Source organism: Pseudomonas sp. ML2-2023-6 (assembly GCF_037055265.1).
Lineage (GTDB): Bacteria > Pseudomonadota > Gammaproteobacteria > Pseudomonadales > Pseudomonadaceae > Aquipseudomonas > Aquipseudomonas kulmbachensis.
Window position 1 is genome coordinate 3,350,268 of sequence record NZ_CP146347.1, and the last position, 26,852, is coordinate 3,377,119.

The 26,852-nt window shown below is 57.8% G+C and carries 25 protein-coding genes; 9 read left to right on the forward strand and 16 right to left on the reverse strand.

Going from position 1 to position 26,852, the window contains the following annotated elements:
* Positions 1-206: 206 nt before the first annotated feature.
* Positions 207-1,355, forward strand: a complete 1,149-nt coding sequence (locus tag V6L79_RS15270; protein WP_338579100.1) for a PQQ-dependent sugar dehydrogenase — start codon at positions 207-209, stop codon at positions 1,353-1,355.
* Positions 1,356-1,473: 118 nt separating this feature from the next.
* Here the strand turns inward: V6L79_RS15270 and eco are convergent, their stop codons facing one another.
* A complete protein-coding gene (gene eco, locus V6L79_RS15275; RefSeq protein ID WP_261742317.1) occupies positions 1,474-1,956 on the reverse strand; it encodes a serine protease inhibitor ecotin in 483 nt (160 codons plus the stop codon).
* 195 nt (positions 1,957-2,151) lie between these two features.
* Here eco and pgm point away from each other — a divergent pair, with 195 nt between their 5' ends.
* Positions 2,152-3,792, forward strand: coding sequence for a phosphoglucomutase (alpha-D-glucose-1,6-bisphosphate-dependent) (pgm, locus tag V6L79_RS15280; protein WP_338579101.1), 1,641 nt, complete (start codon positions 2,152-2,154; stop codon positions 3,790-3,792).
* A 63-nt stretch (positions 3,793-3,855) separates the two neighbouring features.
* Here the strand turns inward: pgm and V6L79_RS15285 are convergent, their stop codons facing one another.
* From V6L79_RS15285 to V6L79_RS15295, 3 genes are all read right to left on the reverse strand, one after another.
* Positions 3,856-5,727 (reverse strand): DUF3857 domain-containing transglutaminase family protein, encoded by a 1,872-nt coding sequence (locus V6L79_RS15285; RefSeq protein WP_261742319.1) that lies wholly within the window; start codon positions 5,725-5,727, stop codon positions 3,856-3,858.
* Positions 5,728-6,033: 306 nt separating this feature from the next.
* Complete coding sequence (locus tag V6L79_RS15290; RefSeq protein ID WP_338579102.1) at positions 6,034-7,044, reverse strand: NAD(P)-dependent alcohol dehydrogenase; 1,011 nt, start codon at positions 7,042-7,044, stop codon at positions 6,034-6,036.
* A gap of 54 nt (positions 7,045-7,098) precedes the next feature.
* Positions 7,099-7,395, reverse strand: a complete 297-nt coding sequence (locus tag V6L79_RS15295) for a helix-turn-helix transcriptional regulator (RefSeq protein ID WP_019822791.1) — start codon at positions 7,393-7,395, stop codon at positions 7,099-7,101.
* Between the two features lie 196 nt (positions 7,396-7,591).
* Between V6L79_RS15295 and hemB the strand changes: the two genes are divergently transcribed.
* Both hemB and surE read left to right on the forward strand, forming a co-directional pair.
* On the forward strand, positions 7,592-8,566 hold the full coding sequence (hemB, locus tag V6L79_RS15300; RefSeq protein WP_261742321.1) for a porphobilinogen synthase: 975 nt from the start codon (positions 7,592-7,594) through the stop codon (positions 8,564-8,566).
* An 88-nt stretch (positions 8,567-8,654) separates the two neighbouring features.
* Positions 8,655-9,431: a 5'/3'-nucleotidase SurE gene (surE, locus tag V6L79_RS15305; RefSeq protein ID WP_338579103.1), complete on the forward strand. Its 777-nt coding sequence runs from the start codon at positions 8,655-8,657 to the stop codon at positions 9,429-9,431.
* On the opposite strand, the gene V6L79_RS15310 is transcribed toward surE, so the two are convergent.
* The 7 genes from V6L79_RS15310 to V6L79_RS15340 form a co-directional block, all read right to left on the reverse strand.
* Complete coding sequence (locus tag V6L79_RS15310; RefSeq protein WP_261742323.1) at positions 9,428-10,363, reverse strand: LysR family transcriptional regulator; 936 nt, start codon at positions 10,361-10,363, stop codon at positions 9,428-9,430. The two genes, surE and V6L79_RS15310, sit on opposite strands and share 4 nt — an antisense overlap.
* 102 nt (positions 10,364-10,465) lie before the next feature.
* Positions 10,466-11,554, reverse strand: a complete 1,089-nt coding sequence (gene modC, locus V6L79_RS15315; RefSeq protein WP_338579104.1) for a molybdenum ABC transporter ATP-binding protein — start codon at positions 11,552-11,554, stop codon at positions 10,466-10,468.
* A gap of 2 nt (positions 11,555-11,556) precedes the next feature.
* Positions 11,557-12,237: a molybdate ABC transporter permease subunit gene (modB, locus tag V6L79_RS15320; RefSeq protein WP_321833057.1), complete on the reverse strand. Its 681-nt coding sequence runs from the start codon at positions 12,235-12,237 to the stop codon at positions 11,557-11,559.
* Entirely contained in the window at positions 12,238-13,005 is a 768-nt protein-coding gene (modA, locus tag V6L79_RS15325) for a molybdate ABC transporter substrate-binding protein (RefSeq protein ID WP_338579105.1), read from the reverse strand.
* Positions 13,006-13,148: 143 nt separating this feature from the next.
* Positions 13,149-13,805, reverse strand: a complete 657-nt coding sequence (alkB, locus tag V6L79_RS15330) for a DNA oxidative demethylase AlkB (protein WP_338579106.1) — start codon at positions 13,803-13,805, stop codon at positions 13,149-13,151.
* Positions 13,806-13,810: 5 nt separating this feature from the next.
* Positions 13,811-13,978, reverse strand: coding sequence for a hypothetical protein (locus tag V6L79_RS15335; RefSeq protein WP_321833061.1), 168 nt, complete (start codon positions 13,976-13,978; stop codon positions 13,811-13,813).
* Between the two features lie 19 nt (positions 13,979-13,997).
* Positions 13,998-14,300, reverse strand: a complete 303-nt coding sequence (locus V6L79_RS15340) for a DUF1883 domain-containing protein (RefSeq protein WP_048361752.1) — start codon at positions 14,298-14,300, stop codon at positions 13,998-14,000.
* Positions 14,301-14,510: 210 nt separating this feature from the next.
* Between V6L79_RS15340 and V6L79_RS15345 the strand changes: the two genes are divergently transcribed.
* The 3 genes from V6L79_RS15345 to V6L79_RS15355 all read left to right on the forward strand — a co-directional run bounded on the left by V6L79_RS15345 (position 14,511) and on the right by V6L79_RS15355 (position 16,614).
* Positions 14,511-14,861 (forward strand): hypothetical protein, encoded by a 351-nt coding sequence (locus tag V6L79_RS15345; protein WP_261742329.1) that lies wholly within the window; start codon positions 14,511-14,513, stop codon positions 14,859-14,861.
* Positions 14,862-15,049: 188 nt separating this feature from the next.
* Positions 15,050-15,694 carry a c-type cytochrome gene (locus V6L79_RS15350; protein ID WP_338579107.1) on the forward strand — a complete coding sequence of 215 codons (645 nt, stop codon included), beginning with the start codon at positions 15,050-15,052 and terminating at the stop codon, positions 15,692-15,694.
* The gene (locus V6L79_RS15355) at positions 15,691-16,614 is read left to right on the forward strand and encodes a c-type cytochrome (RefSeq protein WP_321837065.1); all 924 of its coding nucleotides are present in this window, start codon (positions 15,691-15,693) and stop codon (positions 16,612-16,614) included. The genes V6L79_RS15350 and V6L79_RS15355 overlap by 4 nt, the downstream gene beginning before the upstream one ends.
* Positions 16,615-16,664: 50 nt before the next feature.
* On the opposite strand, the gene V6L79_RS15360 is transcribed toward V6L79_RS15355, so the two are convergent.
* Positions 16,665-16,946: a hypothetical protein gene (locus V6L79_RS15360; protein WP_261742332.1), complete on the reverse strand. Its 282-nt coding sequence runs from the start codon at positions 16,944-16,946 to the stop codon at positions 16,665-16,667.
* A 27-nt stretch (positions 16,947-16,973) separates the two neighbouring features.
* Complete coding sequence (locus V6L79_RS15365) at positions 16,974-17,162, reverse strand: DUF2188 domain-containing protein (protein ID WP_261742333.1); 189 nt, start codon at positions 17,160-17,162, stop codon at positions 16,974-16,976.
* Between the two features lie 278 nt (positions 17,163-17,440).
* On the opposite strand from V6L79_RS15365, the gene galU reads away from it, so the two are divergent.
* Positions 17,441-18,280 (forward strand): UTP--glucose-1-phosphate uridylyltransferase GalU, encoded by an 840-nt coding sequence (gene galU, locus V6L79_RS15370; RefSeq protein ID WP_095036572.1) that lies wholly within the window; start codon positions 17,441-17,443, stop codon positions 18,278-18,280.
* A 134-nt stretch (positions 18,281-18,414) separates the two neighbouring features.
* Positions 18,415-19,773 (forward strand): glutathione-disulfide reductase, encoded by a 1,359-nt coding sequence (gene gorA / locus V6L79_RS15375; RefSeq protein WP_261742334.1) that lies wholly within the window; start codon positions 18,415-18,417, stop codon positions 19,771-19,773.
* 111 nt (positions 19,774-19,884) lie between these two features.
* On the opposite strand, the gene bcsC is transcribed toward gorA, so the two are convergent.
* Genes bcsC through bcsB form a run of 3 tightly spaced genes read right to left on the reverse strand, consistent with a single transcriptional unit; the run spans position 19,885 to position 26,847 of the window.
* Positions 19,885-23,415: a cellulose synthase complex outer membrane protein BcsC gene (bcsC, locus tag V6L79_RS15380; protein ID WP_338579108.1), complete on the reverse strand. Its 3,531-nt coding sequence runs from the start codon at positions 23,413-23,415 to the stop codon at positions 19,885-19,887.
* Positions 23,403-24,515: a cellulose synthase complex periplasmic endoglucanase BcsZ gene (gene bcsZ / locus V6L79_RS15385; RefSeq protein WP_321837063.1), complete on the reverse strand. Its 1,113-nt coding sequence runs from the start codon at positions 24,513-24,515 to the stop codon at positions 23,403-23,405. The genes bcsC and bcsZ overlap by 13 nt, the downstream gene beginning before the upstream one ends.
* A gap of 4 nt (positions 24,516-24,519) precedes the next feature.
* Positions 24,520-26,847, reverse strand: a complete 2,328-nt coding sequence (gene bcsB, locus V6L79_RS15390; protein WP_338579109.1) for a cellulose biosynthesis cyclic di-GMP-binding regulatory protein BcsB — start codon at positions 26,845-26,847, stop codon at positions 24,520-24,522.
* Positions 26,848-26,852 lie beyond the last annotated feature (5 nt).

Below are 26,852 nucleotides of genomic sequence, written 5' to 3' on the forward strand. Positions count from 1 at the left end.
TAAATCCCAACAGCCGTCAGGGCTCGGGACCTTCAGTGCCCGGCCCAAGAGGACCGTCGACCGCCCCCATGCAGCCAAACCAGGGCATCGACAACGGCAGAATAGGCAACGGTTACCCGCGAAACCAAGCGCCCCCTCATACCCTCAAACCGACCGCTCCGTCGCTACAACCGCGAGACAAACCTTAATCGAACAAGGAATGACTGATGTTGAGAAAAACCTTGCTGGCCACGTTGTGCGCCGCTTCGCTGCTCAACGTTACGTTCTCGGTTCAGGCCGATGCGCAGAAGACGTTTGCTTCCGAGGCTGGAACGGTTACCGCAACTGCGATCGTAGAAGGGCTTGATCATCCGTGGGCGCTGGCTTTCCTGCCTGACAAACAAGGCATGCTGGTGACCGAACGCCCAGGTAACCTGCGCGTGGTAAGCCCTGAGGGCAAACTATCGGCGCCGCTATCGGGGGTGCCAAAGGTGTGGGCCAAAGGGCAGGGCGGCCTGCTCGATGTGGTGTTGTCGCCAAGCTTTGCCGAAGACCGACTGGTGTATTTGTCGTACGCCGAAGGAGGGGAAGATGGAAAAGCGGGAACCGCCGTTGGCCGCGGACGCTTGTCGGATGACTTGACCCGTTTGAGCAACTTTGAAGTGATTTTTCGTCAGCAACCCAAGCTGTCTACCGGCAATCACTTTGGCTCACGCCTGGTGTTCGACCGTGACGGCTACCTGTTTATTGCCCTGGGCGAAAACAACCAGCGCCCGACCTCGCAGGACCTCGATAAGTTACAGGGCAAGGTTGTGCGCATCTACCCGGACGGACGTATCCCCAGCGATAACCCTTTTGTCGGCCAGAAAGGCGTGAGGCCGGAAATCTGGTCATACGGGCATCGCAATCAACAGGGCGCTGCGCTGAACCCATGGACGGGGACCTTGTGGACACACGAACACGGTCCCAAGGGGGGAGATGAAATCAACCTGATCGAGCGCGGCAAAAACTATGGTTGGCCGCTTGCAACTCACGGCGCTGACTACTCTTCACTGCCGATCTCCGAAGCTCAGGGCAAAACCGCCGAAGGCACACTTGGCCCGCATCACGTATGGGAGAGGTCGCCCGGCATCAGTGGCATGGCTTTCTACGACTCGGACCGTTTCAAGCCTTGGCAGCACAGCCTGTTTATTGGCGCCTTGGCAGATCAAGAGCTGATCCGGCTACAACTGAGCGACGACAAGGTAGTGCATGAGGAGCGCTTGCTGGGTGATCTCAAGGCACGTATCCGCGACGTACGCCAAGGCCCGGATGGTTATTTGTATGTGTTGACCGACGAGGACGATGGCGTGCTGTATCGCGTGGGTTTGCAGTAGCACCCAGTAATCTTGTAGGAGTGGTTTGCTCGCGACACCGGTAACGCGGTTGATCCGAGATAGCGCGGTGCTTTCATCGCGAGCAAGCCCGTTCCCACGGAAACAAATCAGGCAGTGCTTATTCGCTCACAGCCTGCTTGATCTGCTTGGAGGCCGACCAGATCCGGTAACGCACTTCGATACCCTTGGGCACGTACACCACGATTGGCAGCTTGCTGTTGTAGCGCAACATGAAACCTTCACCCACGACCGGCACAAACTCGGGATGCGCCTTGCCTTCAGGGCAGGCCATCATGGTGCTCATGGGGCCGCTGACCTTGCTCAGGCGATACATCGGGTAGCCCCAGCCCTTGAGGGTCTTTTCTTCCAGCTTACCGCCCAGGCGCTGCTGATTGCAGTCGACCTGCAAGGTCTTGCCCGCGATGATTTGTACTTTGAAGTCGTCTTCATTCTTCTGTTTTGGCAGTTGAATGACCTGACGGCTAAAGCCCGCTTCGGCTTTAGGGTAGGGGGCGACGTCTTCCAGTTTGGCTGCGTTGGCCACGCTGCACAGCGTACTCAGGGAGAGTAATACGGCTGCACTGATCACCAGTGGTTTCATGCTGCTTCCTTATTTCAGAACTAAAAATGTATACCCAGGTGAATTAAACAACGTGTCTGGATCAATATCAGACAACGAATAGTGCATTAAAGTGCAAAACAGAGCACGTGGCGTGGATAGATTGCTTCTCGCCAATGTCGAACTGCCAGTAAACTGTTTTTTTTCCTCCGAATCATTAATTTCCCGAGGTTTTGCATGACACTCAGTCCTCTTGCGGGCAAACCGGCTCCCGTTCAGTTGCTGGTCGATATACCGCGACTGGTGACCGCTTATTATACCGGTCAACCCGATGCAGCGATCGCCACGCAACGGGTCGCCTTTGGTACTTCCGGGCACCGTGGCAGTTCGTTTGAGCTGAGCTTCAATGAGTGGCATGTGTTGGCTATCAGCCAGGCCATTTGCCTCTACCGTCAAATGAAGGGTATCAACGGCCCACTGTTTGTCGGTATCGACACCCACGCACTGTCGACCCCGGCCGGTGCCAGCGCCCTGGAAGTGTTTGCCGCCAATGGTGTCGAAACCATGATTGCCGCGGGCGACGAGTACACCCCGACGCCAGCCATTTCCCACGCAATTATCTGCTACAACCGTGGCCGCTCCACCGGCCAGGCAGATGGCGTGGTGATTACACCGTCGCACAACCCGCCTGAAAGCGGTGGCTTCAAGTACAACCCGCCTAACGGTGGCCCGGCCGATACCGATGTCACCAAATGGATCGAAGCCAAGGCCAATGAACTGCTGGCGGCCAAACTGGCCGGGGTCAAGCGCATCAGCTATGAGCAGGCACTCAAGGCCAGCACCACGCATCGCCATGACTACCTGAACACCTATGTTGCCGATCTGAAAAACGTGATCGACATGGACACCCTGCGCGGTGCCAATTTGCGTCTGGGCGTCGACCCTCTGGGTGGCGCCGGTGTGCGCTACTGGTCGGCGATTGGCGAACACTACGGTCTCAATCTGGAAGTGGTGAACACCGCGGTCGATCCGACGTTCCGCTTCATGTGCGTGGACTGGGATGGCCGGATCCGCATGGACCCGTCCTCCAGCTACGCCATGCAGGGCCTGATCGGGCTTAAAGAGCGTTTCGACGTGGCATTCGCCTGTGACCCGGATCACGATCGTCACGGCATAGTTACGCCATCAGGCGGCTTGTTGGCGCCGAACAACTATCTGGCTGTGTCCATCGACTACCTGTTCCAGAACCGCCCGCAATGGCGCGCAGATGCTGCGGTTGGCAAGACCGTGGTCAGCAGTGGCTTGATTGACCGCGTTGCTGCGCGTCTGGGGCGCCGTCTGTATGAAGTGCCGGTAGGCTTCAAGTGGTTTGCCGACGGCCTGTTCGAAGGTTCGTTGGGTTTTGGCGGAGAAGAAAGTGCCGGGGCTTCGTTCCTGCGTCTGGACGGCAGCGTCTGGTCGACCGACAAGGATGGCTTGATCCCATCGCTGTTGGCCGCAGAAATGACTGCTCGTACTGGCCGTGATCCTTCGCAGCTGTACCAGAAAATGACTGAAGAGCTGGGCCTGCCGTTCTCGACCCGTGTCGATGCCAAGGCTACCCCGCAGCAGAAAGCCCTGCTCGGCAAGTTGTCACCCGAGCAAGTCAAGTCGACGAGCCTGGCCGGTGAAGCCATTACCCGGATCCTCAGCCATGCCCCAGGCAACGACCAAGCGATTGGCGGGCTTAAGGTAATGACCGAAAACGGTTGGTTCGCAGCACGCCCTTCGGGCACCGAAGACATCTACAAAATCTATGCCGAGAGCTTTATCGGTGACGAGCACCTGAGCCGCCTGGTCGAGGAAGCGCAAGTGCTGGTAGATACTGCCATCGCCTGACAACCCAAAAAAAAGCCTGACCCCGCAATGGGGTCAGGCTGATTGTGGGTGATCCAGCCGCTATCAGCCCTTGCTGTTGAGTTGCACCACTTGCTGCATCTTTTCGTTGCAGGCACGGGCTTGCTGGAGCATCGCTTCGAACGGCGCGCTCATGATCTCGTCGTGACTTAACCAACTGTGCTTTTGGGTCATGGAGTACAGGTAGCGATACTCATCCTTGTTACGCTTGCTGCTCAGTTCCATATCAAACCACGGCGAGCTCACGGAGCAGGTGTTGATTGGTTTGCCAACCCTGGCACCTGACAACGTGATGTCGTAGGTGACTTTCTCCGGATCCGCCATATACAAATCAGCCAGTTGCCCGGTGCGGCGATAGTTCATCAGGCTGTCCCAGCGCTCGCTCATAAACGCCGGCTTGTAGATTTGCTGCCCGGACAGGTTTTCCAGTGCCCGCAAATTAGTCAGGGTGGCGTGTACCTTGTAACGCTCGGGCACCACAAAGCCGGTTTTCTCGCGGCTGATCTTGCAGTCGCTGATTTCCTTGCCAAAGTGATTGCACAAGTTCAGATCCGTGGCGGAAACCCCTGAGTCGGTGTCGGCATAGCTGAGCTGCATCAGCGTCATCTGGCCCATTTCGACTTCAGCGGTGGTGCGTGCCTGGCCATCGCGGTTGAAGTGTTCGAACTTCTTCACGGCCATGCTCAGGCTCGGTGCTGCTTCGGGGATGTGATCTTGACGCACCTTGCCTTCGGCATCGACGACCAACGCCCAGCGATTCTGGATGTCGGGCATGCTGCGACCCGGCAAGAACACCGGGTTGGTTGGGTCAAGCCACCAGACCTGGCCGTCGACCTGGGCCCTGACGATTGCATGATTCGCTGAGCTGGTGCCAGGCAGCAGCAGACCCAACGGATTGCTGCCGCGGCTGACCCAGCTGGTTTCAGCCTGGATGCCGCTGGCCTTCAACATGGCAGTCAGCAGTATCGAAAGGTCTTTACAGTCGCCGTAACCACGCTCTTCGATTTCACTCAGGGTAAATGGCACATAGCCGCGATCTGTGGCGCGCCAGTCGCCCAGATAACGGTACTGATCGTGGATAAATTGCATCAGACCGGACACTTGTTGCGCGGGCGGCAAACCCTTGAGGCCAGACACGGCTTTGGCGGCGTTAGCAGGCAGCTTGGCAGCCAGAATTTCGTTGTAGCGTGTGGCCAGGTTGCCAAAATACTCCTGCACCTGGTTTGAGCTGCCGATTTCAACCCGTGGCATCTCACGGATATAGGCGTTCCCGGCTTCATTGATGTAATTCACGAAACGCGGTTTTTTCTGCTCGATCACCAGTGTCTTGTTGTCGGCAGACGGGGTGAACGTGAAGTCTTCCATCAGCTCACTGCGCCAGACAATCGGCTGCTCGGCGGTAAAAGTACTCTTGAACCCATCGGAGCGCACAGGGGTAGGGCCGAACATCATCAGGTAATGGAAGTGCTCCATCAGCGGTTTTGCCGCCGTATGCTCGCGCACGGTGTAAGTGATCCGGGTGCCAATGCGCAGGTTCGGGAAAGCAATCGAGGTTTGTCTGGCCCGTAAAAAGCCCTGATCCGGGTTGGGCGCCATGCGCGTGTCGATTTGCGATTGGGCAAGTGCCACCGGCTTGGCACCGGGTTGTGTCGATTGGGCGTCGATGATCTCCAGTTGATCTGTCTCGGGAAAACTGAAGTCAATACGTGACAGCATCTCTCGCCCATTGTTGGTGAGGATGGTGTAGCGGTAGGTCGTGGTGCAATCGGTGCTGGTATCTTTGTTGAAATGGCAGGCTCTTTGGGTTTCGCCCGCCAAGGCAGCCTCTGATTCTGGTTGCAACGCCGCGAAAGACGGCAGGCTGATAATCCCCAATGTTGCGCAAATCAATGATTTGCTGAAAGTAAAGCGGTGCATGAGCGCCTCAGGTCATTCCCTTTAAACAGCACCCTGCGACGTTTTGATTTTCTTTAAGTGGAGTAACAGGGTGCTGCGCGAACCGCGGATGATAATTGATCGCAACTGTATTTTCTACATTGTCAGACAATAAATATCGACAAAAGGCCCGTGCTAGAGCCTTTGTCGAGGTTTTTACGCTGTGGGGATGGGGTGTTTGTGGGAGCGCGCCTGCTCGCGAAGGCCTCAAGAGCGTCGTGATTATCCAGTAAATATCTTCGCGAGCAGACTCACTCCCACAGCAGTACCGCTCGCTTAAGTGAGGGCTTAGATGTCCAGAATGATCTTGCCGAAATGCTGGTTGGTTTCCTGGTACTTGAACGCTTCGACAATCTCGCTCAGCGGGAAGTGACGATCGATCACGGGGCGCATGCCGTTGGCATTGATCGCACGAACCATGGCCTGCTGCTGGCTGCGGCTACCGACCAGCACGCCTTGCAGGCGTACTTGCTTGATCAGCATCGGCACGAAGTTCATTGCGCCGGTTACGCCGCTGAGGATGCCAATGATTGAAATGTGGCCGCCCACCCGAATCGCAATCATCGATTGCTCAAGGGTCGCTGGGCCGCCTACTTCAATGATGTGATCAACACCGCGACCACCAGTAAGGGCCAGGGCAGTTTCGCCCCACTGGGCGTCCTTGCGGTAGTTGATCACGTGATCTGCGCCCAACGCCTTGAGGCGCTCCAGTTTCTCGTCGCTGGAGGAGGTGGCTATCACCGTGGCGCCAGCCATTTTGGCGAATTGCAGGGCGAAAATCGAAACCCCGCCGGTGCCTTGTACCAATACCGTGTCGCCAGGCTTGAGGGCGTCATCAGCCATCAGCGCGCGCCATGCGGTCAGGCCTGCGGTGGTCAGGGTTGATGCTTCGGCATGGCTGTAGCCGGTGGGAGCGAGGGTGAACGAAGTGGCCTGGGCGGTCACTTGCTCACGGGCGTAGCCGTCAATGCCGTCACCGGGGACGGTGACAAAACCTTCAACCAGCGGTGTGCCGTCGATCCAGTCCGGGAAAAAGGTGCTGACTACCGAGTCGCCGACCTTGAACTCGCTCACCGCAGCGCCAACGGCAATCACTTCGCCCGCGCCATCGGCCATGGGGATGCGCTTTTCGCTCGGCCCCCACATGCCGCTTACAACTGCAAAGTCATGATAATTCAGAGAGTTAGCGTGTAAACGTACAGTGATTTCACCGATACCGGGGGCACGCGCTTCGCTGTTGCCAACCACTACATTCTGATAACCGCCGCCGGGTTGGACGAAGATTGCTTTAGTGCTCATGGGGCTTCCTCATATTTTTACATTGCGCGAAATAACGAAATGTATAAGTAAAAATTACAACTCGATTTTCAGCCTAGCCGCAAAGTCGTCGATCGCCTGTTCATTGCGTCGGTAGTAGGTCCATTTGCCAATGCGGGTGGTCAGGACAAACCCGGCACGCTGCAAAATGGCCAGGTGCGCCGAAGCGGTAGAAGGTGACAGCCCGGCCTTGTGCTGCAAATGGGTCACGCATACGCCAATCGCAGGATCACCGTGATCCTGAGGCGGGAAATTGCTGAGCGGGTCTTTGAGCCACTCCATCATTTGCATGCGAGTGTCATTGCCCAGGGCTTTAAGCTGTTCGAGAATCATGGGTGGCCATGCTACGCTTTTTTACGAAATGTTCAACCGGTACTCAACTCCAGCATTCCCACAAGAAATCCCCCGCGACAACCGGCCGCAGACCGGGCGGATGTTTTGCAATTGCAGGTTCAATCCTGTATTTGTTTCGCCATTGAGCCTTGGCCAAGGCTCGTTTGTTTTTTGAATCTGCCCATCAGGAACCATGATGCCTAACCAGTTCCCCGCTGTTCGTCCGCGCCGCTTGCGCCGCTCCCAGACCCTTCGCGACATGTTCCAGGAAACCGAATTCAGCCTCAAAGACCTGGTGCTGCCGATTTTCGTCGAAGAAGAAATCGACGACTTCGTGCCGATCACCAGCATGCCGGGCGTGATGCGGATTCCTGAGTCGAAGCTGGCCGGTGAAATCGAGCGTTATGCCCGTGCGGGTATCAAGTCGGTGATGCTGTTTGGTGTTTCTCACCATCTGGATGCCACCGGCAGCGATGCCATGCGTGAAGACGGCCTGGTTTCGCGCATGGTACGTATCAGCAAGGATGCCGCACCGGACATGGTCGTGATGAGCGACACCTGCTTTTGCGAGTACACCTCCCACGGTCATTGTGGCGTGATGCACGACCACGGTGTCGACAACGACGCGACCCTGATCAACCTGGGCAAGCAAGCGGTAGCTGCTGCCGCTGCAGGTGCAGACTTTATCTCACCATCCGCCGCCATGGACGGTCAGGTGCAGGCAATCCGCAGCGCACTGGACGGTGCCGGTTTTATCGACACCTCGATCATGGCGTACTCGACCAAGTTTGCGTCAGCACTCTACGGCCCGTTCCGTGAAGCCGGTGGCAGCGCGCTGACAGGCGATCGCAAGTCGTACCAGATGAACCCGATGAACCGTCGTGAAGCCATTCGCGAGTCGTTGCTTGACGAACAGGAAGGCGCCGACGTGTTGATGGTCAAGCCAGCCGGTGCTTACCTGGACATCATTCGCGACATCCGTCAGGCCTCGCATCTGCCTCTGGCCGCGTATCAGGTCAGCGGTGAATACGCGATGATCAAATTCGCCGCCATGGCCGGTGCCATTGACGAAGCACGGGTTGTGCGTGAGAGCCTGGGCTCGATCAAGCGTGCCGGTGCGGACATGATCCTGACCTACTTTGCGATGGACCTGGCATTGCAGGGCATCTAAGCGGTTAGCTTAAAACGGCCAGTTAGACACTTGCTTCTGACTGGCCGCCTGCATTTGACGATTGCCTTCAAACACAAGGAATGCATCCATGCACAGCGCTCGGCTCGAACGGATTTTGATCACTAACGACGACGGCATTGATGCCCCCGGCCTTGAAGCGCTAGAGGCAGTGGCACACGAGCTGGCGGATGAGGTCTGGGTAGTGGCACCGGACCATGACCAAAGCGGCATCTCCACGGCCATCAGCATTCACCACCCGTTGCGCGTCACCAAGCGCGGTGAACGGCGGTTTTCGGTTTCCGGGACGCCTGCCGACTGTGTCGCGATGGCGTTGCAGCAGTTGATGGACCAGCCGCCGCAGTTGTTGCTCTCAGGTATCAACAAAGGCGCCAATCTGGGGGTTGAAACGCTGTATTCCGGCACTGTAGGCGCGGCCATGACCGGCTTGTTGATGGGCGTTCCGTCCATTGCCTTGAGCCAGTATTTCACCCGTCGCAGCTCGGAACGTTGGGACACTGCCCGCACATTGGCCCCAGGGGTGATTCGTCAATTGCTGGGTAAAGGCTGGGAGCAATCTGCCTGCCTGAACATCAACTTTCCGGACGTACCGGCAGAAGAGGCCGGGCCAATACAAATCACCCGTCAGGGCGCCGGGCGCATGGAGGGAGTGGACGCCATCGAACGCACCGATTTTCGCGAGGCCAAGTACTACTGGCTGAGCATTACTCGGCACCAGCACCCGGAAGCGGCCGACACCGAAGCCCAAGTCGTCACCCAGGGCGGCATCTCGGTCACCCCCCTGCAATTTGACCGCACCGCCATTGCCTTGCGCGAGCAACTGCGCGCGGCCACCCAAGTCACTTAGGCCCAGTGTGCCGGGTCATCGACGATGGCCTGGTGTCCTTCCAGTACTTTGGGTATTTCCTGCTTCAAAAACTCGACCCAGGTTTTGACCTTGGCATCCAGAAAACGCCGGGAAGGGTAGAGCGCGTAGATGCTTTTCTCATGCAGCCGATACTGCGGCAGCAAGCGCACCAAAGAACCACGCTGATAAGAACCTACCGCCACGTAGTCGGGTAGCAGGCACACCCCGAGCCCGGCCTCGGCCGCTTGCGCCATGGCTTCGGCCACGTTGACCTGAAATACGTTGCCGGGGCGGATCACTTGCTCGCCCTGATCATCGCGAAAAGTCCAGCTGTCGGTAAACAACGGGTCCACAAGATGCAGGCAGCGGTGCTCGTGCAGTTCGTTGGGGGTTTTCGGGATGCCCTGGCCCTTGAGGTACGACGGCGCAGCACTGATGACGCTGAAGATGCTGCCCAGTTGCTGGCCGACCAATTCCGAGTCCGGCAAGTTGGCAGACAGGGTAATCACCACGTCATGGCCTTCTTCAAGCAGGTCTGGCTGGCGTTGCGAGAGGGTCAAGTCGACGTTGACCTGCGGGTAAAGCTCCGTGTAACGGGCCACCAGTGGTGCCAGCAACTGGATGCCCAGCCCGGTGGTGGACTGCACGCGTAAATGACCACGCGGGATCAGGTGCGCACCGGCAGCTTCGGCATTAGCGTCCTCGATTTCCCCAAGAATCATTCGGCAGCGCTCCAGATAGCGCGCTCCCACTTCGGTCAGCGCCAAACGTCGAGTACTGCGTTGCAGCAAGCGGGCTTGCAATGAGGATTCCAGCTCAGACAACAACCGCGACGTCTGTGCGGTGGAATAACCCAGCGCCTGTGCCGCGGCGGTAAAGCTGCCGGTCTCGACCACGCGGACAAACACCCGCATTGCCTGAAAAATATCCATCCTGATTATTACCTCACACGTAAGCGTGCTTTCTTGTGGCGGCAATAATTACACAGACCAGGCAGGCATGCCGTGTTGCAGTCGTTCTTTGCGGCCAATGCTTCAGGCGAGCACTGCCACCGCCTTGATCTGGGCCCAAAGTGCTTGCCCGGGGTATAGATGCAACTGGTCACGTGAGAAGCGGGTGATTCGAGCCAACAGGGTGGTGCCGTCAGCATCCAGGCGCACCAGCACATGGGCCCGGTTATCGGCGGCAGTTTCGCTGACCACCGTCACCCGCAGGCAATTAAGAATGCTGCTGTGTTCGCCAGGCACCAGGCTCAGGCTGATGTCCCGGGCCTGGACCTTGACTCGCAGGGTCTGGCCAACAGCCAGCGATGCATGAGCGACCCGCAACTGCTGGGTGCTACCAGGCAGTTGCAACGTCAGAAGCTGATAGTGCAGGTTGTAATGGCAGACCTGCCCGCCAATCACCACCCCAGCGTCATCGCCCCGTGCCAAAGGCAGGTCGAGCCTGGCCAGGGTTTCGCCGATAGGGCCGCTGGCAAGTGCCTTGCCTTCCCTGAGCAACACAATATGGTCGGCGAGGCGCGCAACTTCATCCTGGGAGTGGCTGACGTAGAGCACCGGAATATCCAGCTCCGCGTGCAGACGTTCGAGATACGGCAGAATTTCGCGTTTGCGCTGGTTGTCCAGCGCGGCCAGGGGTTCGTCCATCAGCAACAGTTTGGGACTGGTCAGCAATGCACGGGCGATACCGACCCGCTGACGTTCGCCGCCCGACAAGTTATTCGGTGCGCGCTCCAGCAGGTCGGTGATGCCCAGCAGCTCGGTAGCGTGGGCCAGATCAACCCGGCGCTCATGGCGCGCAATACGCTTGAGCCCGAACTCCAGGTTGGCCCGTACCGAGAGGTGAGGAAACAGGCTCGCCTCTTGAAAGATGTAGCCCAGTGCGCGTTTGTGCACCGGGACAAAGTGATCTCGCTGGCTGTCTTGCCAGACTTCATCGTTGATCTGCACATAGGCCTGGGTAGCGCGTTCAAGACCGGCAATGCAGCGTAGACAGGTGGTCTTGCCAGAGCCGGAATCACCGAAGAGCGCGGTCACCCCCTTGCCGGGCAGTTGCAAGTCCAGATCCAGGGAAAAACCTGGATAGCTGTGCTGCAGTCGAAGGTTGATCTGCGACGTCATGTTCAGCTCCAGCTGGTTTGAGATTTGCGGCTCGAATACAGTGCCAGCAGCACCAGAAACGAAAACACTACCATCGCCCCGGCCAGCCAGTGCGCTTGAGCATATTCCAGTGCCTCGACGTGATCGTAAATCTGCACCGAGACCACGCGGGTTTTTTCCGGGATATTGCCGCCGATCATCAGCACCACCCCAAACTCACCGACTGTGTGGGCAAAGCCCAAAATCGCGGCCGTGATAAACCCGGGCCGGGCCAGCGGCAGGATCACGCTAAAAAAGGTGTCCCACGGGTTTGCCCGCAGTGTGGCAGCAACCTCAAGCGGTCTGGGGCCAATGGCCGTGAATGCGTTCTGCAAGGGCTGCACGACAAAGGGCATGGAGTAGATCACCGAACCGATCACCAGCCCGGCAAAACTGAAGGTCAGCGTGCCAAGCCCGAGGAATTGGGTGAACTGGCCAACATAGCCATGCGGCCCCATTGTCAGCAGCAAATAGAAGCCGATAACCGTAGGTGGCAAGACCAGGGGCAGGGCCACGATTGCGCCGATGGGGCCGCGCAACCGCGACCGGGTATGCGCCAGCCACAATGCAATGGGAGTGCCGACAATCAGCAAAATGACGGTAGTCAATGACGCCAGTTGCAGGGTCAGCCAAATCGCAGCAAAGTCAGCACTCGTGAGCGGCATTTACAGGTGATAACCATAGGATTTGATGATGGCAGTGGCCTTTGGACCTTTCAGGTACTCGGCCAGGGCCTTGGCGGCAGGGTTGTTCTCGCCTTTTTTAAGGATTACCGCGTCTTGCCGGATCGGGTCATGCATCGCCTCCGGGACAATCCACGCGGAGCCGCTGCTGACTTTGCCGTCTTTGTAGATCTGTGACAAGGCTACAAAACCCAGTTCAGCGTTGCCGGTGGAAACAAATTGATAGGCTTGGGTGATGTTCTGGCCTTCAACGATCTTGTTTTTGACCTTGTCTATCAGGTCCAGCTTTGCCAGCACTTGGGTGGCCGCCAGGCCGTAGGGCGCTGCTTTGGGGTTGGCAATGGACAGGTGCTTGTATTGATTGCCGATCAGCGTCTTGTCAGTACCATCGATGTAGCCGTCTTTGGCCGACCACAGCGCCAGGGTGCCAATGGCGTAGGTGAAGCGCGAGCCCGGAACAATATCGCCTTCTTTTTCAAGCTTTTCGGGGGTGCTGTCATCCGCAGCCAAAAAAACCTCAAACGGCGCGCCGTTCTTGATCTGGGTATAGAACTGGCCTGTGGCGCCATACGCCGCAATCAGCTTGTGCCCGGTGTCTTTTTCAAAATCGCTGGCGATGGCCTGAATCGGCGCCGTGAAGTTGGCAGCCACTGCGACCTGCACCTCATCTGCCTGGGCCGAAGTGAAAGCACTGCACCCGATCAATATGGCGAGCACGGATGGGACAAAGGGGCGAGCACGAGCGGTCATGACAAAACTCCATTTAGAGGCGAGGGCGGCCCATCTGTATTTAGTTGTGTTGGGCGCTGGGAAGATAGTCGCTATATATAAATATTTATAGCGCTTTGTAAACCCGCAAAGGCTCGGGGAGGGGGTAAAGGGTTAAATCCGGTTCACCCTGCCTGGCGCAGGGTGATATTGATTCGCTGCTCGCCCAGCAACGAATGGTGCCCTGGCTTGATCGGCAGCACGCCGTGATAGCGCAAGCGGTCAACGCCACCCCAGACCACAATGTCACCGTGGAACAGCGAAATACGCTGTGTCGGTGCGCTTCGTTGGAACCCGCCAAACTGAAAGGTCGCGGGCAGGCCCAGAGAAATTGACACGATGGGCGCCGTAAAGGAGCGCTCATTCTTGTCTTGGTGCAACGACATTTTGGCGCCTGGAGCGTAGGAATTGATCAGGCAAGCATCAGGTACAAAACCATTGAACCCTGCCGCTTCGGCTGCCGTTCGCGCCAGTGTGAGAAAGGCTGCAGGCAGGGCTGGCCAGGGCTGGGCGCTTAACGGATCGACAGGGCTGTAACGATAACCGTCGCGGTCGCTAGCCCAACCCAGATCGCCGCAACTGCTCAAGCGGGCGGACATGGTAAAGCCGCCAGGCGTCTGCATCTGCCGCAAGGGCGATTGGCGCAACACGCCATCAAGGGCCGCCAGCAGTTGGGTGAGTGCGGGCAAGGCGAAGCCGCGAAGCACATACGCCTGATCGCCGATGCGCTCGACCCGGGCGGGCTGCTGCAAATCCTGCTCGGCAAACAGATCCAGAGACATGGGGCTTAGAGCGCCTTGCTCGCCTTGATGTCGGTGATTACATCGTCTGCATCGTTGTGGAGCTTCTCAAGTGCTGCGCGGGCTTCTTCTTCCGAGCCTGACTGAAGCTGAGCAAACTCAAAACGGCGTTCGCCATTGAGCTTGTACTTGATCACGTACTTGGTAGTTTGCACTGTAATTCCTGCCTTGGGCTTAGCGGAGTTTGGAGCTGGAGCGACGTACGATTTTAATGGTCGGCTGGAAGCTCGGCTTGCGGGTTACGCTGATGGCGCGGGTGGTGACGGTATCAATGGTGATATTCCAGAAACCGGTGCTCGGCGCAGTGATGCGAGCCGGGAAATCCTTGAAAGCACCGCCATGGTAGGAGTGACGGCCACCATTTTTGAAGCTGCGAAAGTGTGCATCGCTCATCAGGCGAATATTGCAGGGTTGGGAGCACTCGATGACGACAATATCGTCTTCGTTAAGGTGCTCGCGCTGGTGAATAAATTTCATGGGTGCTCCAAAAAGGTGGAATCTGCTGAAAAATCAGCACGATAGCATGTGCTCGAGCCCCGTCAGGGGGCTAAAGCCGAGTATTATGCCGTGATGCGGGTGAGTTTGACGTAAAACGTGGATAATCCGCCACTATTGAGTATTTATTCACTATGACCCGGGAGAAATTCTGAGTTTCTGCGGTCGTAGGGTCTTTAACGGAGAATGTATATGAAGTGGGGCGTATTAGCGGCGATGCTGGTTTTGGGTGGCTGTGCATCTGTCACAGACATAGAACAGACGCTGCCCACGCTGAATGTGATTTCGGGCAAGAAGCCGGACGCCTACGCACAATGCCTGGTGCAGCAGCTGTCCATCACGCGCAAGGCACCCCAGATCGAACCGCATAAAGAAGGGTTCCGGATCATTGTTCCGCAAAAGCTGACTTCCAATCCAACGGCAGTCATCGATATTGAAGAGCGCTCCGGCGGCAGCAGTATCAAGGTCTACGAAAGCATGTCCAATGTGCCGGTGCGTCCGGGAGACATTCGCAAAGCGGCAACACACTGCATTTCCGGTTGATTGAAGCGCCGCTTCAGCTCATCCGTAACTGCCCCGAACCTGACGACTGCCTTGCGCCGCGTCAGGTTTTTTTTCGCGACTTCATTGTAAACAGGCTAAAAGCAGTGTTGTGACCTTGTAGGAATTCTCCTACGCTCCATATGCTTATATTTTATAGGCCTAAGCATATAACAATAATGGAGCTGGTCATGATTCCACTTAACCGAACGCTATTGAGCAGCGTAATGTTGCTTGTTTTCAGCAACGTTCAGGCGCAACCCAACATCTACTTGCAGGGCGGAGCCCAGCCGGGCGCAACCGCCTGCGTGGCTTGCCACGGTGCAGATGGCATGGGACTGGCGCCAGCCGGTTTTCCGCGATTAGCCGGTATTTCTGCCGATTACCTGAGCAAGCAGCTACATGATTTTCAAAGTGGCAAGCGGGTCAGCCCCGTGATGCAACCCTTGGCCAAGGCATTGACGGACCAGGAAATCACTTCCGTGACAGGCACTATCGCCGCTATGCCGGCTCCTGCAGTACCCGCCATCAACCGCAGTCGCATGCCCACCAGCCTGGGTGAGACACTGGCCTTGCGTGGCGCCTGGGATCGCCAGATCCCCGAGTGCGTCAGCTGTCATGGGCCTGGCGGGGTTGGCGTGGGGAGCGCTTTCCCGCCACTGGCCAATCAGCCTGCGTTGTACCTGACCGCGCAGTTGAATGCCTGGCGCGATGGCACGCGTAAAAACGATCCCAATGACCTGATGGGCCATATCGCCAAGGCCATGACCGAGGATGAAATCAAGGCGGTTGCCGACTATTTCGCCACTGTGGGTCACAAGGAGGTCACACCATGAAAATCCTGATGCCCGTCTGCGCATTTTCGATTCTCCTGAGCCCGGGAGTGGGTGCGGCGACCATTGCGATGGAGGATCAGTCGCAGATCAAAGTTCCTGTGCCTGCCGAACACATCACCTACTTTCAGCCGCCGCAACAGAGCGAACTGCCGGACAACGCCTACGGCAAAATGGTCATGGACGGTTATGCCCTGTTTGTCGATACCAAGCGTCAGGCGCCACAGTTCGTTGGCAACGGGCTTAACTGCACCAACTGCCATCTGGATCAGGGCCGGCTGGCCAACTCGGCGCCGCTCTGGGGCGCTTACCCCATGTACCCGGCGTATCGAAAGAAGAACGACAAGGTCAATACTTTTGCCGAACGCCTGCAAGGCTGCTTTCAATTCAGCATGAACGGTGGCAAGCCTCCGGCGGCCGATAGCAGGGAAATTACAGCTCTCTCGACATATGCCTACTGGCTGTCGACCAAGGCTCCTGTAGGTGTTGAGCTGCCTGGTCGCGGCTACCCCGATGTGTCAGAGCCTAAAGGTGGCTACAACCTGGTGCGTGGTGCGGCTGTGTACAAGGATCAGTGCGCGATTTGTCATGGCGACAACGGACAAGGGCAAAAGGCTGGCGATGATTACGTAATGCCGCCGCTATGGGGCAAGGAGTCCTACAACTGGGGAGCTGGCATGCACAGGATCAATACGGCGGCCTCGTTTATCAAACACAACATGCCGCTGGGCAAGCCCAACAGCTTGAGTGACGAGCAGGCGTGGGATGTAGCGGCGTATGTAAACACCCATGAACGGCCACAGGACCCACGTTTGGTCGATGGATCAGTGGAAAAAACCCGGCTCAAGTACCACGCCAATGACGGGGTAAACGTCTACGGCCAGACCGTGAATGGCGTGCTGATCGGACAAGGCGTCCAATAACCGCAAATGCCGCTGAAGCCTTGCGCTTTAGCGGCATCCGTTAACAAACCCTATTTGCACGTAACCACAATATTTCGGCTGTTGAAATTACCCACATCGACGCCCAAGGTCTTGTCGTCTTCCCTGATCGCAGGCGAACCATTTCTGCCGACGATGTTATATCCCGTACCGGCGCAAGAGGCGTCCGCCTTTTCGTAGCACTTGGCCCACGACATGGCCTCGCCCGAGCAGTCTATGCTCAGTCCTTGTTTGCCGTCGGCAAGGTAGGTATTGGACGCTGTTGCACAACCGCCTAGTGAAACCAGAGCGAGCAAGGTCAGAATTTTTTTCATCGAAGTGTTGTCATCACGAAAGTAGGGTTAGTTTTTCTTGTTGCGCCGACGGGCTGGTGGCGCAGGCTGGTCCTGAAGCACCGAAGCCACCTCAATGGCTGCTTCCTGCGTGTTGAATGGACCTGCAATGTTTTCGCCGGATGCGTCAAACACGCACCATTCGCCCGTTTCGTTGGGTTTGATTTCGTAACCGTTGACGCTGATGGGTGCGGACATCTAAGAACTGCCTTGTTAGCTGCATGAATTGCGTGATGATAGCGCAAGGGCATTACGGGTGTTGCCAGTATGTGAGCAGGTATTTACAAGCGGGCAGGCGTGCGGTTTGATTGGTTGGAACACCCGCTGGGGAACAACCCGCAACAATAGCAATGGAACTAATGCCCTAAATATTTATCTACGTTGGCATCAGTTTGCTATCGAGAGGCATTGTAACGTCGATGCCGCCTGATTAGACTGCGCCAAATTTGGAACACACAGCCCTTTTAAGGACTCATATGATCAAGAAATGCTTGTTCCCAGCAGCCGGCTACGGCACTCGCTTTTTGCCAGCGACCAAGGCCATGCCTAAAGAAATGCTGCCGGTGGTGAACAAGCCACTGATCCAGTACGGGGTTGAAGAAGCACTGGATGCTGGCTTGACTGAAATTTCCATCGTGACAGGACGTGGCAAACGCGCACTGGAAGACCACTTCGACATCAGCTACGAGCTGGAAAACCAGATCAAGGGTACTGATAAAGAAAAGTACCTGGTCGGTATCCGTCGTCTGCTGAGCGAATGTTCGTTCTCTTACACCCGTCAAACCGAAATGAAAGGTCTGGGTCACGCAATTCTGACCGGCCGCCCACTGATCGGTGACGAACCCTTTGCCGTAGTACTGGCGGACGACTTGTGCGTCAACCTGGAAGGCGACGGCGTTCTGACGCAAATGGTTAAGCTGTACAACCAGTACCGCTGCACCATCATTGCGATCCAGGAAGTTGATCCGGCAGAGACCAACAAGTACGGCGTGATCGCTGGCGAAATGATCGGCGATGATCTGTACCGCGTGCGCAACATGGTTGAAAAACCGGCACCGGAAGACGCACCGTCGAACCTGGCCATCATTGGCCGTTACATTCTGACCCCGGACATCTTCGACCTGATCAAACAGACCGAACCGGGCAAAGGCGGCGAAATCCAGATTACCGACGCCCTGATGAAACAGGCACAGAACGGTTGCGTGATCGCGTACAAATTCAAAGGCCAACGTTTTGACTGCGGTGGCGCTGAAGGCTACATCGAAGCAACCAACTTCTGCTTCGAAAACTTCTACAAAACCGGCAAGGCTTACTAAAAGCGCGGTGTTGTAGAGAGCTTCAAGACAAAGCCACCCTCGGGTGGCTTTTTCGTTTTTTTGCCTTCGGCAACCTCCCGCGCTGGTCAATCGCGCTGGAGTGATTATGCTGATGGCCTGCCTAGGAGAGAGAAATGGCCTACGAATTTGATTTGTTTGTAATTGGTGCGGGTTCTGGTGGCGTGCGTGCTGCGCGTTTTGCTGCAGGTTTCGGTGCAAAAGTTGCTGTGGCCGAAAGCCGCTACTTGGGCGGGACGTGCGTCAACGTTGGCTGCGTCCCCAAGAAACTGCTGGTCTACGGTGCGCATTTTGCGGATGACTTCGAGCAGGCCTCAGGCTTTGGCTGGACGCTTGGCGAAGCCAACTTTGACTGGGCAACCCTGATCGCCAACAAGGATCGCGAGATCAATCGCCTGAACGGCATTTACCGCAACCTGCTGGTCAACAGTGGCGTGACCTTGATCGAAGGCCACGCGAAACTGACCGGGCCTAATGAGGTGGAAATCAACGGTCAGCGCCACACTGCCAAACATATCCTGATCGCAACCGGTGGCTGGCCGCAAATCCCTGAAATCCCGGGCCATGAGCACGCAATCAGTTCCAACGAGGCGTTTTTCCTCAAGGAGCTGCCCAAGCGTGTGCTGGTGGTGGGCGGTGGCTATATCGCGGTTGAGTTTGCCGGGATTTTCCACGGCTTGGGGGCCGAAACCTCCTTGCTGTATCGCGGCGACATGTTCCTGCGCGGTTTTGATGGCGCAGTGCGCAAGCATTTGCATGAAGAACTGACCCGTCGCGGTATGGACGTGCAGTTCAATGCCGATATTGAGCGTATCGACAAGCAGGCCGATGGCAGCCTCAAGGCCACGCTTAAAGACGGGCGCGAGCTGATTGCCGATTGCGTGTTTTACGCCACTGGCCGTCGCCCGATGCTCGACAACCTGGGCCTGGAGAACACCGAGGTCAAACTCGACAAGCGCGGTTTTGTCGAAGTGGACGATCTGTACCAGAGTGCCGAACCGTCGATTCTGGCCATTGGTGATGTTATCGGCCGCGTACAATTGACACCGGTGGCGCTGGCAGAAGGCATGGCGGTTGCACGTCGACTGTTCAAGCCTGAGCAATACCGTGCGGTGGATTACCGGATGATCCCGACAGCGGTGTTCAGCCTGCCCAACATCGGCACCGTGGGCCTGAGCGAAGAACAGGCAATTGAAGCGGGGCACAAGGTGCAGATTTTCGAGAGCAGCTTTCGGCCGATGAAACTGACGCTCACTGAGTGCCAGGAGCGTACGCTGATGAAGCTGGTGGTCGATGCGCAAACCGATAAGGTGCTGGGTTGCCACATGGTTGGCCCGCAAGCCGGTGAGATCGTGCAGGGGTTGGCGATTGCTCTGAAAGCAGGCGCGACCAAGCAGCATTTCGACGAAACCATCGGTGTTCACCCGACGGCTGCCGAAGAGTTCGTGACCATGCGTACGCCGGTCAAGCGCTAACCGTCAATGTAGCCGCTGCCGAGGAACAAAGGCTGCGATGGGCCGGGAAGGGTGGGTCTTCGCCCCTTATCGCAGCCTTCGTTCTTCGGCAGCGGCTACAATCAGGCGCCGTTACCTGAAGTCGGCATAAGGTATCAACGGTTGCACCGGCATCGGCAAGTTGCCTTGCCAAGTATCGAAGGTATAGCGCAGATAAAGCATCGCCCGGCTTGGGGCGTAGCTTTCACTGTGTTGATAGAGCAAGCCGCCTCCCAGCACCAGGTTGTCCGTCAGCCTGCGCTCCACCAGCCCTTGTAAACGATAGCCAATGCCTGTGCTGCTGCCGCCCGAAGTTTGTCCCAGGGGGTCGGCCAGCTTGTAGCCTTCCTGATCCACCACCTGCAGGATTTTGTCATTCAGCCCGCTGAGTGGGTACAGGTCGTTGGCATCGCTTTTGGAATACGACCAACTCACCGAGCTTTCCAGTGACACCGACCAGTTCGGGGTGCGGAATGCGTAGTTCAGCGGTACGCCAATCGAGTAGTACTTCTGCGGGCTGTAATAACCGCCCTGGCCCAGGGTGTACTCGCTCAAGTCCTTGTCATAACCCCAGTACATCAGCGTCAGGCCGGTGCGCATACGCTCGTCGGCGCGTTCGACCAAGCGATAGTAATAACCCGCCATGGCTGTGCTCTTGTGGTTGTCTTCGACATTCTTGCCGCGTAACCAGTGCTGCCCCAGGCTGGCCCAGACACCGTCCACGCCACCTTCGTCGTGGCTCAGGCTCAGGGTCAGACCGTTCGAGGTCACGCCGCCCCAGGTGACGCCGGTATTGGGATCGGTTGCACCGGCATAAGACAGGATTGAGTTGCTCAATGGGCGACGCGAACCGGTCAGAGTCCAGCCCACTGAAGCAATCTTGCTGCTGTAGGCTACGCCTCCCAGCCAATTGGGTACTTTGAAGGTATCCGGAGTGCGGCCGATATCGACGTTCCAGACCTCGTTTTTCCAACCGGCCGCCATCATGGTGCCGTTAGCCGATTGAGAACGGTCATCGCAACCCGAGAAGTTCGGGCCACTGGTGCCCTTGCGATTGACCGCCACCGCACAGGTGCCGTAATTCTCACGAACGAGGCCGTCCGGATCGGCCTTGAATTGACCCGCGTCCATACTCAGCTGTTCGGCCCGGACAAACCCGGTGCCATCGGCAATCGGCAGGTCCAGCTGCAGGATGGTGGTGCGCGTGTCGGTATCGGAAGTACCGGCAGAGGCTTTGTCCGAACGCCAGCCGTAATCGGTGTACAGGTGAACCGTAGGGTTTTGCCGCTGGTACAGTTCATCCACATCACTGCGCAGGCTACTGGCCAGCCATTGGTCATCGTCCTTTTCGCGACTGGCCATGGTCATGGCGCGATTGTCACGTGGGTTAGCCTGCTCAGGTGCAAGCAAGCCCGCCGCGGCCATGCTTTTGGCGTAGTAGTCCAGCGCCTGTTGCGGTTGCTTGACCGCTATCAGCCGTGCCGCATCGCGGTACATCAGAGGGTCGGCCTGGGGTGACTTGAGCAACTGGGCATAAATGGCCTGGGCCTTGTCGGGCTCGCCCACGGCGACCCAGGCATTGGCCACACGACGTTGTTGCGAAGGAGTCAGCACAGTCCCTGGTGCGGGCTGGAATTGTGTCAGCTGCTGGCGGGCAGGGGGCAGTTGCTGACTGGCAATCAGGGTTTCGATTTGCCCCAATCGTGCATCAGTATTGCCAGGTTGCTTTCTCAACACCTGGGCATAGAGATTTTGCGCCTGGGTAAAATCTCCACGCTCCTGGGCCCAACCGGCGACCGTCATCAGGTCGTCGTTATCCGGGTTCTTCATCAGCAGGGCAATGGCCTGCGGCTCTTGTCCGGCAGCCCGCAGGCTATCGGCGCGGGCCACCAGTACGTTGCGTTGCAAGCGGGTGTCCAGTTCACGCATGGAGTCGGTCCACTGCGTCTTGGGCAGTTGCTCCAGCACGCTCAAGGCACTGGCATCTCGATCGGTACCCGACAGGTAAAGCGCATAGGCATACAGTGCTTCGGGGTTTTGCCCCTGACGGCGAATCAGTTGCTTGAAGCTGTCATCTGCCGCACCCGGTTGGTTGATTTCACGCTGGGCGTTTGCCAGGCGGTAAGTCAGCCAAGGTTCATCGGGGGTCAGCTCACGAATCTTGCTGAGCAACGCCACGACTTGCGGCCAGTCCTTGCGTGCCGCCGCCGCGTCGGCTTGCTGGTTCAGTTCGTCCAGCGCCATGCTCTGGCGCAGCCCGGCGAAGTCCTTTTGACTGGAAGGCGGCAGGCTATTGAGAAAATCCTTGGCTTTTTGTGGTGACTGCGCGCTGTACAAGCGCACCAGAGCACGGACGGCACCGCCATTGCCGGGCTCCAGGCGTCGGGCCTGCAACAGCAAGGCTTCGGCCTGGATGTCGTTGTGCTCGGCGAGGGCAATGTTTGCCAGCCCGATCACCGGGTCGGCATCGCTGGCCTTGGCCTTGCGCGCCTGGGTATAGGCTTTGCGCGCCACTGCAAGGTTATTCTGCTCCAGGGCCTTGTCGCCCTGGCTGAGCAGCATGCGGTAGCGGCTGGCATCCATCAGGTCCTGCCACTTGCTGATATTGGAGGTGTCCTGATCCTTGGTCCGCGCCGTGGCGAAGTTGGCACTCGACTCTGCATAGCGGCCCTGGCGAAACAGGGCCATGCCCAGCGCGCCATACAGGGTCGGATCTTCGGGGTATTGCTTGAGGGCACGGCGCAACAGGCCTTCAGCTGCAACCGGGTTGCGCGACTGATCGATCATCTGCTTGCCTTGTGCCCCGGCAATCCAGGCCGGGTCGCCGAGCAAATGCTGCTGCTGTTGCAGGTTTTTACTGGCTTCGCCGATCAGTGGCGAGGACGGGTAACGGCCGACAAACGATTGCCAGGCCCGGGCCGTAGAGCCATTGACGGGCAATGTATTGAGGTAGATGTATTCGCGCTCGGCCGCCGCGTTACTGGCCAGCGGATCGGTGGACAGTTGTTGCAATACGGCCAGGGCTTCGGGGGCGCGGTTTTCCCGAAACAGCAGGTCGGCCAGGGTTTGGCGCAGACCGACGTTGCCGGGGTACTGTTTGTCCAGGACCTGCAACTGCTCGATGACCTTGGGGTGCTGGCCCGGGATGTTGCTGCGGATGCGCAGGTATTCCAGGGCCGTGGCGAAATCCGGCGGGTCATTGCCGAACAGCTTTTCGAAAATCGCCGCCGCTTCATCCGGTCGGCCGGCAGCGGCGTACAGTCGTGCCTGTTGCAAGTCCTTCTGGCTTTGCGGGTCTTGCAGCTTCATCAGGCTCTGCGCTTGACGTAGCGCCGCAGAGTTTGGGGCAATGCTTTGCAACTTGGCCAGACGCTGGTTGGCCAGTTCAGGATTCTTGTCCAGCAAGGCCTGGCGAATCGAAGCCATCAGCGCTTGCGGGTTGTTCGGTGCGATCAGTTGCAACCGCGCCAGTGAGTCACGCACCAGGTCTTCGCGGTACATCGCTTCGCCGATCCGCACCTGCTCCAGTAGCCACTGCTGCTGTTCCTGCACGGTGTTCGGTTGGGCAATGGCGGCAGAGGACAACCCGCTGAACAGAAGCGCCCATGTTGTTAGTTTTGGCATGTGTTGGCCCACGCTGGTAAAAGCTGTCCATCCTTGTCAAAGCGATAGCGTTGTTCATCCCAGCCTTGGCCAAACATCAGCAGTGACTGGTTGTAATAAGCATCGGCCGCAGGCGGTTGCTGTTGTACATGTGCCTGTTGTACTGCCAGCGCAGGGGAATCGAGACTGGCCAGCAGTGGCAGCATTGCAGCAGAAAACCCCACCGGGGCCTTGCCGGTGTACTTGCCAGTCAGGGCATTAACGCTTTCTGGCACATAGCCCAGGGTCTGGGTGAGGCTGGCCATGGGCGCAAAGTGCTGCTGCAGGGTTTGGCGGTTGGCCGCGTCCTGAGCCAGCATGCCGACCCACAAATAGACCCGAATTGCATCGTAGTCCCCGAGCGAGCCGTCCTTGGGGTCGGGAGCCCAGCCGCCACCGGCCTTCCACAACAGCCAGTCAGGCGCAAAACCCTTGGGTGAGCCTTCGATCAGCATGCGCTGTTGATTACGCGCCAATTCCGCCCAGACCGGAGAGATGCGGGCAAACCGTGCCAGCAGTTGTGGCGGCAAATAGCTGGGGTTCAGGCGCCAGCCTTGGGGGCTGTCAAAACCGACATCCCCCGGCAACAGCATCAGGCCCAGGCCGGGCATCTTGCGCAGACTTTGCGCGGCAGTGCGCCAGAGCATGTTTTGCCCCAGCGCCACGTACTGCGGCCACTGCCACAGGCGTCCTGCTTCAAGCAAGCTATAGGCGATCCACAGATCGGCATCACTGGCATTGTTAGTGTCCAGGATTTGCCACTTGCCGTTTTTGGCACGCCCCCATTGCCACGCCGGCAAATGGTCCTCAAGGCTGCCGCTGGCCAGGTTATTACGGCTCCAGTTGAGAATGCTGGCGAAGCTTTTCCTGTCGTTGCCGAGCAGGGCGAAAAACAGCCCGTAACTTTGGCCCTCGGAGGTGGTGATCATCTGCTCCGAGGAGCCATCAATGATGCGTCCATCGTTGCTCATCATGGCTTTTTTGTAACTGTCCCAGGCGGGCCAGTTACAGGATGCTGCACTCGCCACCAGAGGAGCGCAGCCTAGGGTCAGAGTCAGGGCGAGTGCCGCCAATCGTTGCATGGCTTCAGTCATCCTTGTGCAGGCGGCGGTTGGCCGCCCAGCTGAGGGCACGCCACAACAGGAATGCACTGAGCACCACGCTGATCACCGCCAGTACTGCCAGCAACACCGGGTGTTCAGACAGCTGATACCACAGCAGCAGATACCACGGCAGGTTGCCGACGAAGTACTGGTCACCGACCAGTTGGCTGTAAACCCCACTGCTGCGGATCAAGGCCACCGAGCCCGCAACGGCGTCCATCTTGCCGCTGTCGCCCAAGGCCTCGCGCAGCAGGCTGTAGTCGGCATCGTCATTGCCCAGCAGTGCCACGATACTGCGCTGGTTATGAGACGGCGACTGCATGCCCAGAATTGCCGCAATCGGTGCTTGTGCTGTCACTTCGACCCGGTTGGCCGGCATGTTGCGACCGTCAGTTGAGGGGCCGCGGCGATTACTGGCATCGATGCCGGAAGTGCCGTAAGGCTGTACCAACATGTCGCGCTGGCGCTGCAACAACAGGGTCAAGTCCGGGTTGTCGCGCATATCGGGGGCCATTTCGCCCAACAACAGCAGGTCGGCATCTTCCTTGGATGCGGCTTGCCAGTCATTGCTCAAGCGCACGCCAAAGGCCGGGTAGCCGGAGCGGGCGGAGATGCTGGCCACGGCTTCCAGCAGGGTGCTGATTTGGGTCGGCGTGATTTTGCTCGGCACCACCACGATGGATTCCGACATATCGGCCATGCGGCTGAACGGGAAGCCGCTACGTGCGAATGCCTTGAGGTCCGGCATGCTGATGTAGTGGTGATAGCCGGACATGTCGATCGTCGAGTCTTCGTCGATGATCGCCTGGGTGTTGGCCGGGAGGATGGTCTGGCAGCGATCACGCTGGGCGCTGCCCATGGTGCTGGCGAAGTTGAAGTCGAAACGCAGGCGGTTGCGGTCGCCAATTTTCAACGAAGGTACGATCAACTTGTCGTTGACGTTGGCCGTGTCATTGGACAGCACTGCCAGGCGCAGCTCTTCAAGGTTGCTGGTGTCTTTGCGCAGCAACGGCAGGCTGGTGATGAACTGGTCGTTGAGGCTGATGTTAAGGCGCGAATCATCATTGGCCGATGGCGCGGTGTAGCGGTATTGCGTGCGCAGCGGAATACCCTGGTTGCGCCACACAAAAAGGTCGGGCGGCAGGTTCACATCCAGGGTGATAGGCCGTGGTTGCAGCCCGCTGACTTGCAGCTGCTGCGGATAGGAGATCAGCTCGGCAAAGCGCACGGGCCGGTCGGTACGCATCCAGGCCGGGGCGTCATAAGGTTTACGCGGTTGCAGCTCCTGGACCTTATCGATGGTCACGCGTGAGCCACGCAGCAGGTTACCACCCAGCGCGAGCGCCTTGGCGGCTGTTGCCAGGTCTTCCTCGTTGCGGCCCATGACCAGCAAAATCTTGCTGTAAGGCGCATCCGGGTGGTCAATCATCTCGACCACAGGTGCCGTCACGGCCGGGAATTTTTCCAGATCACTCATGAATGCAGGTCGGTGATCGTTGGTGGCGAACACGACTGTTGGCTGGATTGCATCCTTGTTAGGCACCTTGGGCAGGGTGTCGAACAACACAGGGAAATTTGCTCCGCGCCAGTTGGACTGGCTACCGAAGTATGACGCCAGGATGGTTGCCGCTTTTTGCTCGCCAAGCGTTGGGTTGGCGGCGAACACAAACGGCAGCTCCAGCGGGCCGTTGTTGCGTGGATCGAAGAACGGCAGCGGGAAGAACGCCAGGTCATTTTGCAGGCTCAAGGCCTGTTCTTGCAGAACGATGCCGCTGCCACGGCTGATATTGACCCACAAGGTGTTGTTGGCCGGATCTTCGCAGATATCGGTGTAGTGACCGATAAACTCCAGGCGTACCCGGTTAAAGTCCGAAATCAGTCGTGGATCAAGAGCCATTTTCTGCGAGGTTTTGCGCCCCAGCTGGTCTTTCTCGATCGGCAGCACGCCCATCAGCACGTCGTTGAGGTAAACCCGGATATGCGACAGCGTCGGGATCAGCGCAGGCGAGGGCGTGTATTCCAGTTGCAGGCTGGCATCACTGGCGATTCGGTCGCGACGCAGGCCGAACTCTACTTGCTCGGCGCTGTTGATACCCAGCAATAGGGTGTCGGAAGCGCGCCCCAGTTGCTCAAAGGTGTAGGTCACCGGCCAACTTGGCAACACCTGGTCCGTGTGCTCGGCCGGTGGTTTTGGCAGTGCAGTGGATACAGATGAATTGCCGGGTAAAGGCAAGGGGGCCGACATCAGCTGTGAGGCGAAGGTCATCAGCGCGAGGCTGGCGAAGATTACTTTTTTAGTTATGCGACTCATGATCT

Bases quoted from the DNA above. Each gene is read 5' to 3' on its own strand.
- V6L79_RS15295 (WP_019822791.1), bottom strand. From the start codon at position 7,395: ATGATTCTCGAACAGCTTAAAGCCCTGGGCAATGACACTCGCATGCAA.
- pgm (WP_338579101.1), top strand. From the start codon at position 2,152: ATGACACTCAGTCCTCTTGCGGGCAAACCGGCTCCCGTTCAGTTGCTG.
- V6L79_RS15340 (WP_048361752.1), bottom strand. From the start codon at position 14,300: ATGAAATTTATTCACCAGCGCGAGCACCTTAACGAAGACGATATTGTC.
- V6L79_RS15285 (WP_261742319.1), bottom strand. From the start codon at position 5,727: ATGCACCGCTTTACTTTCAGCAAATCATTGATTTGCGCAACATTGGGG.
- V6L79_RS15360 (WP_261742332.1), bottom strand. From the start codon at position 16,946: ATGAAAAAAATTCTGACCTTGCTCGCTCTGGTTTCACTAGGCGGTTGT.
- surE (WP_338579103.1), top strand. From the start codon at position 8,655: ATGCACAGCGCTCGGCTCGAACGGATTTTGATCACTAACGACGACGGC.
- V6L79_RS15270 (WP_338579100.1), top strand. From the start codon at position 207: ATGTTGAGAAAAACCTTGCTGGCCACGTTGTGCGCCGCTTCGCTGCTC.
- modA (WP_338579105.1), bottom strand. From the start codon at position 13,005: ATGACCGCTCGTGCTCGCCCCTTTGTCCCATCCGTGCTCGCCATATTG.
- bcsB (WP_338579109.1), bottom strand. From the start codon at position 26,847: ATGAGTCGCATAACTAAAAAAGTAATCTTCGCCAGCCTCGCGCTGATG.
- alkB (WP_338579106.1), bottom strand. From the start codon at position 13,805: ATGTCTCTGGATCTGTTTGCCGAGCAGGATTTGCAGCAGCCCGCCCGG.
- bcsC (WP_338579108.1), bottom strand. From the start codon at position 23,415: ATGCCAAAACTAACAACATGGGCGCTTCTGTTCAGCGGGTTGTCCTCT.
- V6L79_RS15310 (WP_261742323.1), bottom strand. From the start codon at position 10,363: ATGGATATTTTTCAGGCAATGCGGGTGTTTGTCCGCGTGGTCGAGACC.
- V6L79_RS15350 (WP_338579107.1), top strand. From the start codon at position 15,050: ATGATTCCACTTAACCGAACGCTATTGAGCAGCGTAATGTTGCTTGTT.
- bcsZ (WP_321837063.1), bottom strand. From the start codon at position 24,515: ATGCAACGATTGGCGGCACTCGCCCTGACTCTGACCCTAGGCTGCGCT.
- modC (WP_338579104.1), bottom strand. From the start codon at position 11,554: ATGACGTCGCAGATCAACCTTCGACTGCAGCACAGCTATCCAGGTTTT.
- modB (WP_321833057.1), bottom strand. From the start codon at position 12,237: ATGCCGCTCACGAGTGCTGACTTTGCTGCGATTTGGCTGACCCTGCAA.
- hemB (WP_261742321.1), top strand. From the start codon at position 7,592: ATGCCTAACCAGTTCCCCGCTGTTCGTCCGCGCCGCTTGCGCCGCTCC.
- galU (WP_095036572.1), top strand. From the start codon at position 17,441: ATGATCAAGAAATGCTTGTTCCCAGCAGCCGGCTACGGCACTCGCTTT.
- V6L79_RS15355 (WP_321837065.1), top strand. From the start codon at position 15,691: ATGAAAATCCTGATGCCCGTCTGCGCATTTTCGATTCTCCTGAGCCCG.
- V6L79_RS15290 (WP_338579102.1), bottom strand. From the start codon at position 7,044: ATGAGCACTAAAGCAATCTTCGTCCAACCCGGCGGCGGTTATCAGAAT.
- V6L79_RS15365 (WP_261742333.1), bottom strand. From the start codon at position 17,162: ATGTCCGCACCCATCAGCGTCAACGGTTACGAAATCAAACCCAACGAA.
- V6L79_RS15345 (WP_261742329.1), top strand. From the start codon at position 14,511: ATGAAGTGGGGCGTATTAGCGGCGATGCTGGTTTTGGGTGGCTGTGCA.
- gorA (WP_261742334.1), top strand. From the start codon at position 18,415: ATGGCCTACGAATTTGATTTGTTTGTAATTGGTGCGGGTTCTGGTGGC.
- eco (WP_261742317.1), bottom strand. From the start codon at position 1,956: ATGAAACCACTGGTGATCAGTGCAGCCGTATTACTCTCCCTGAGTACG.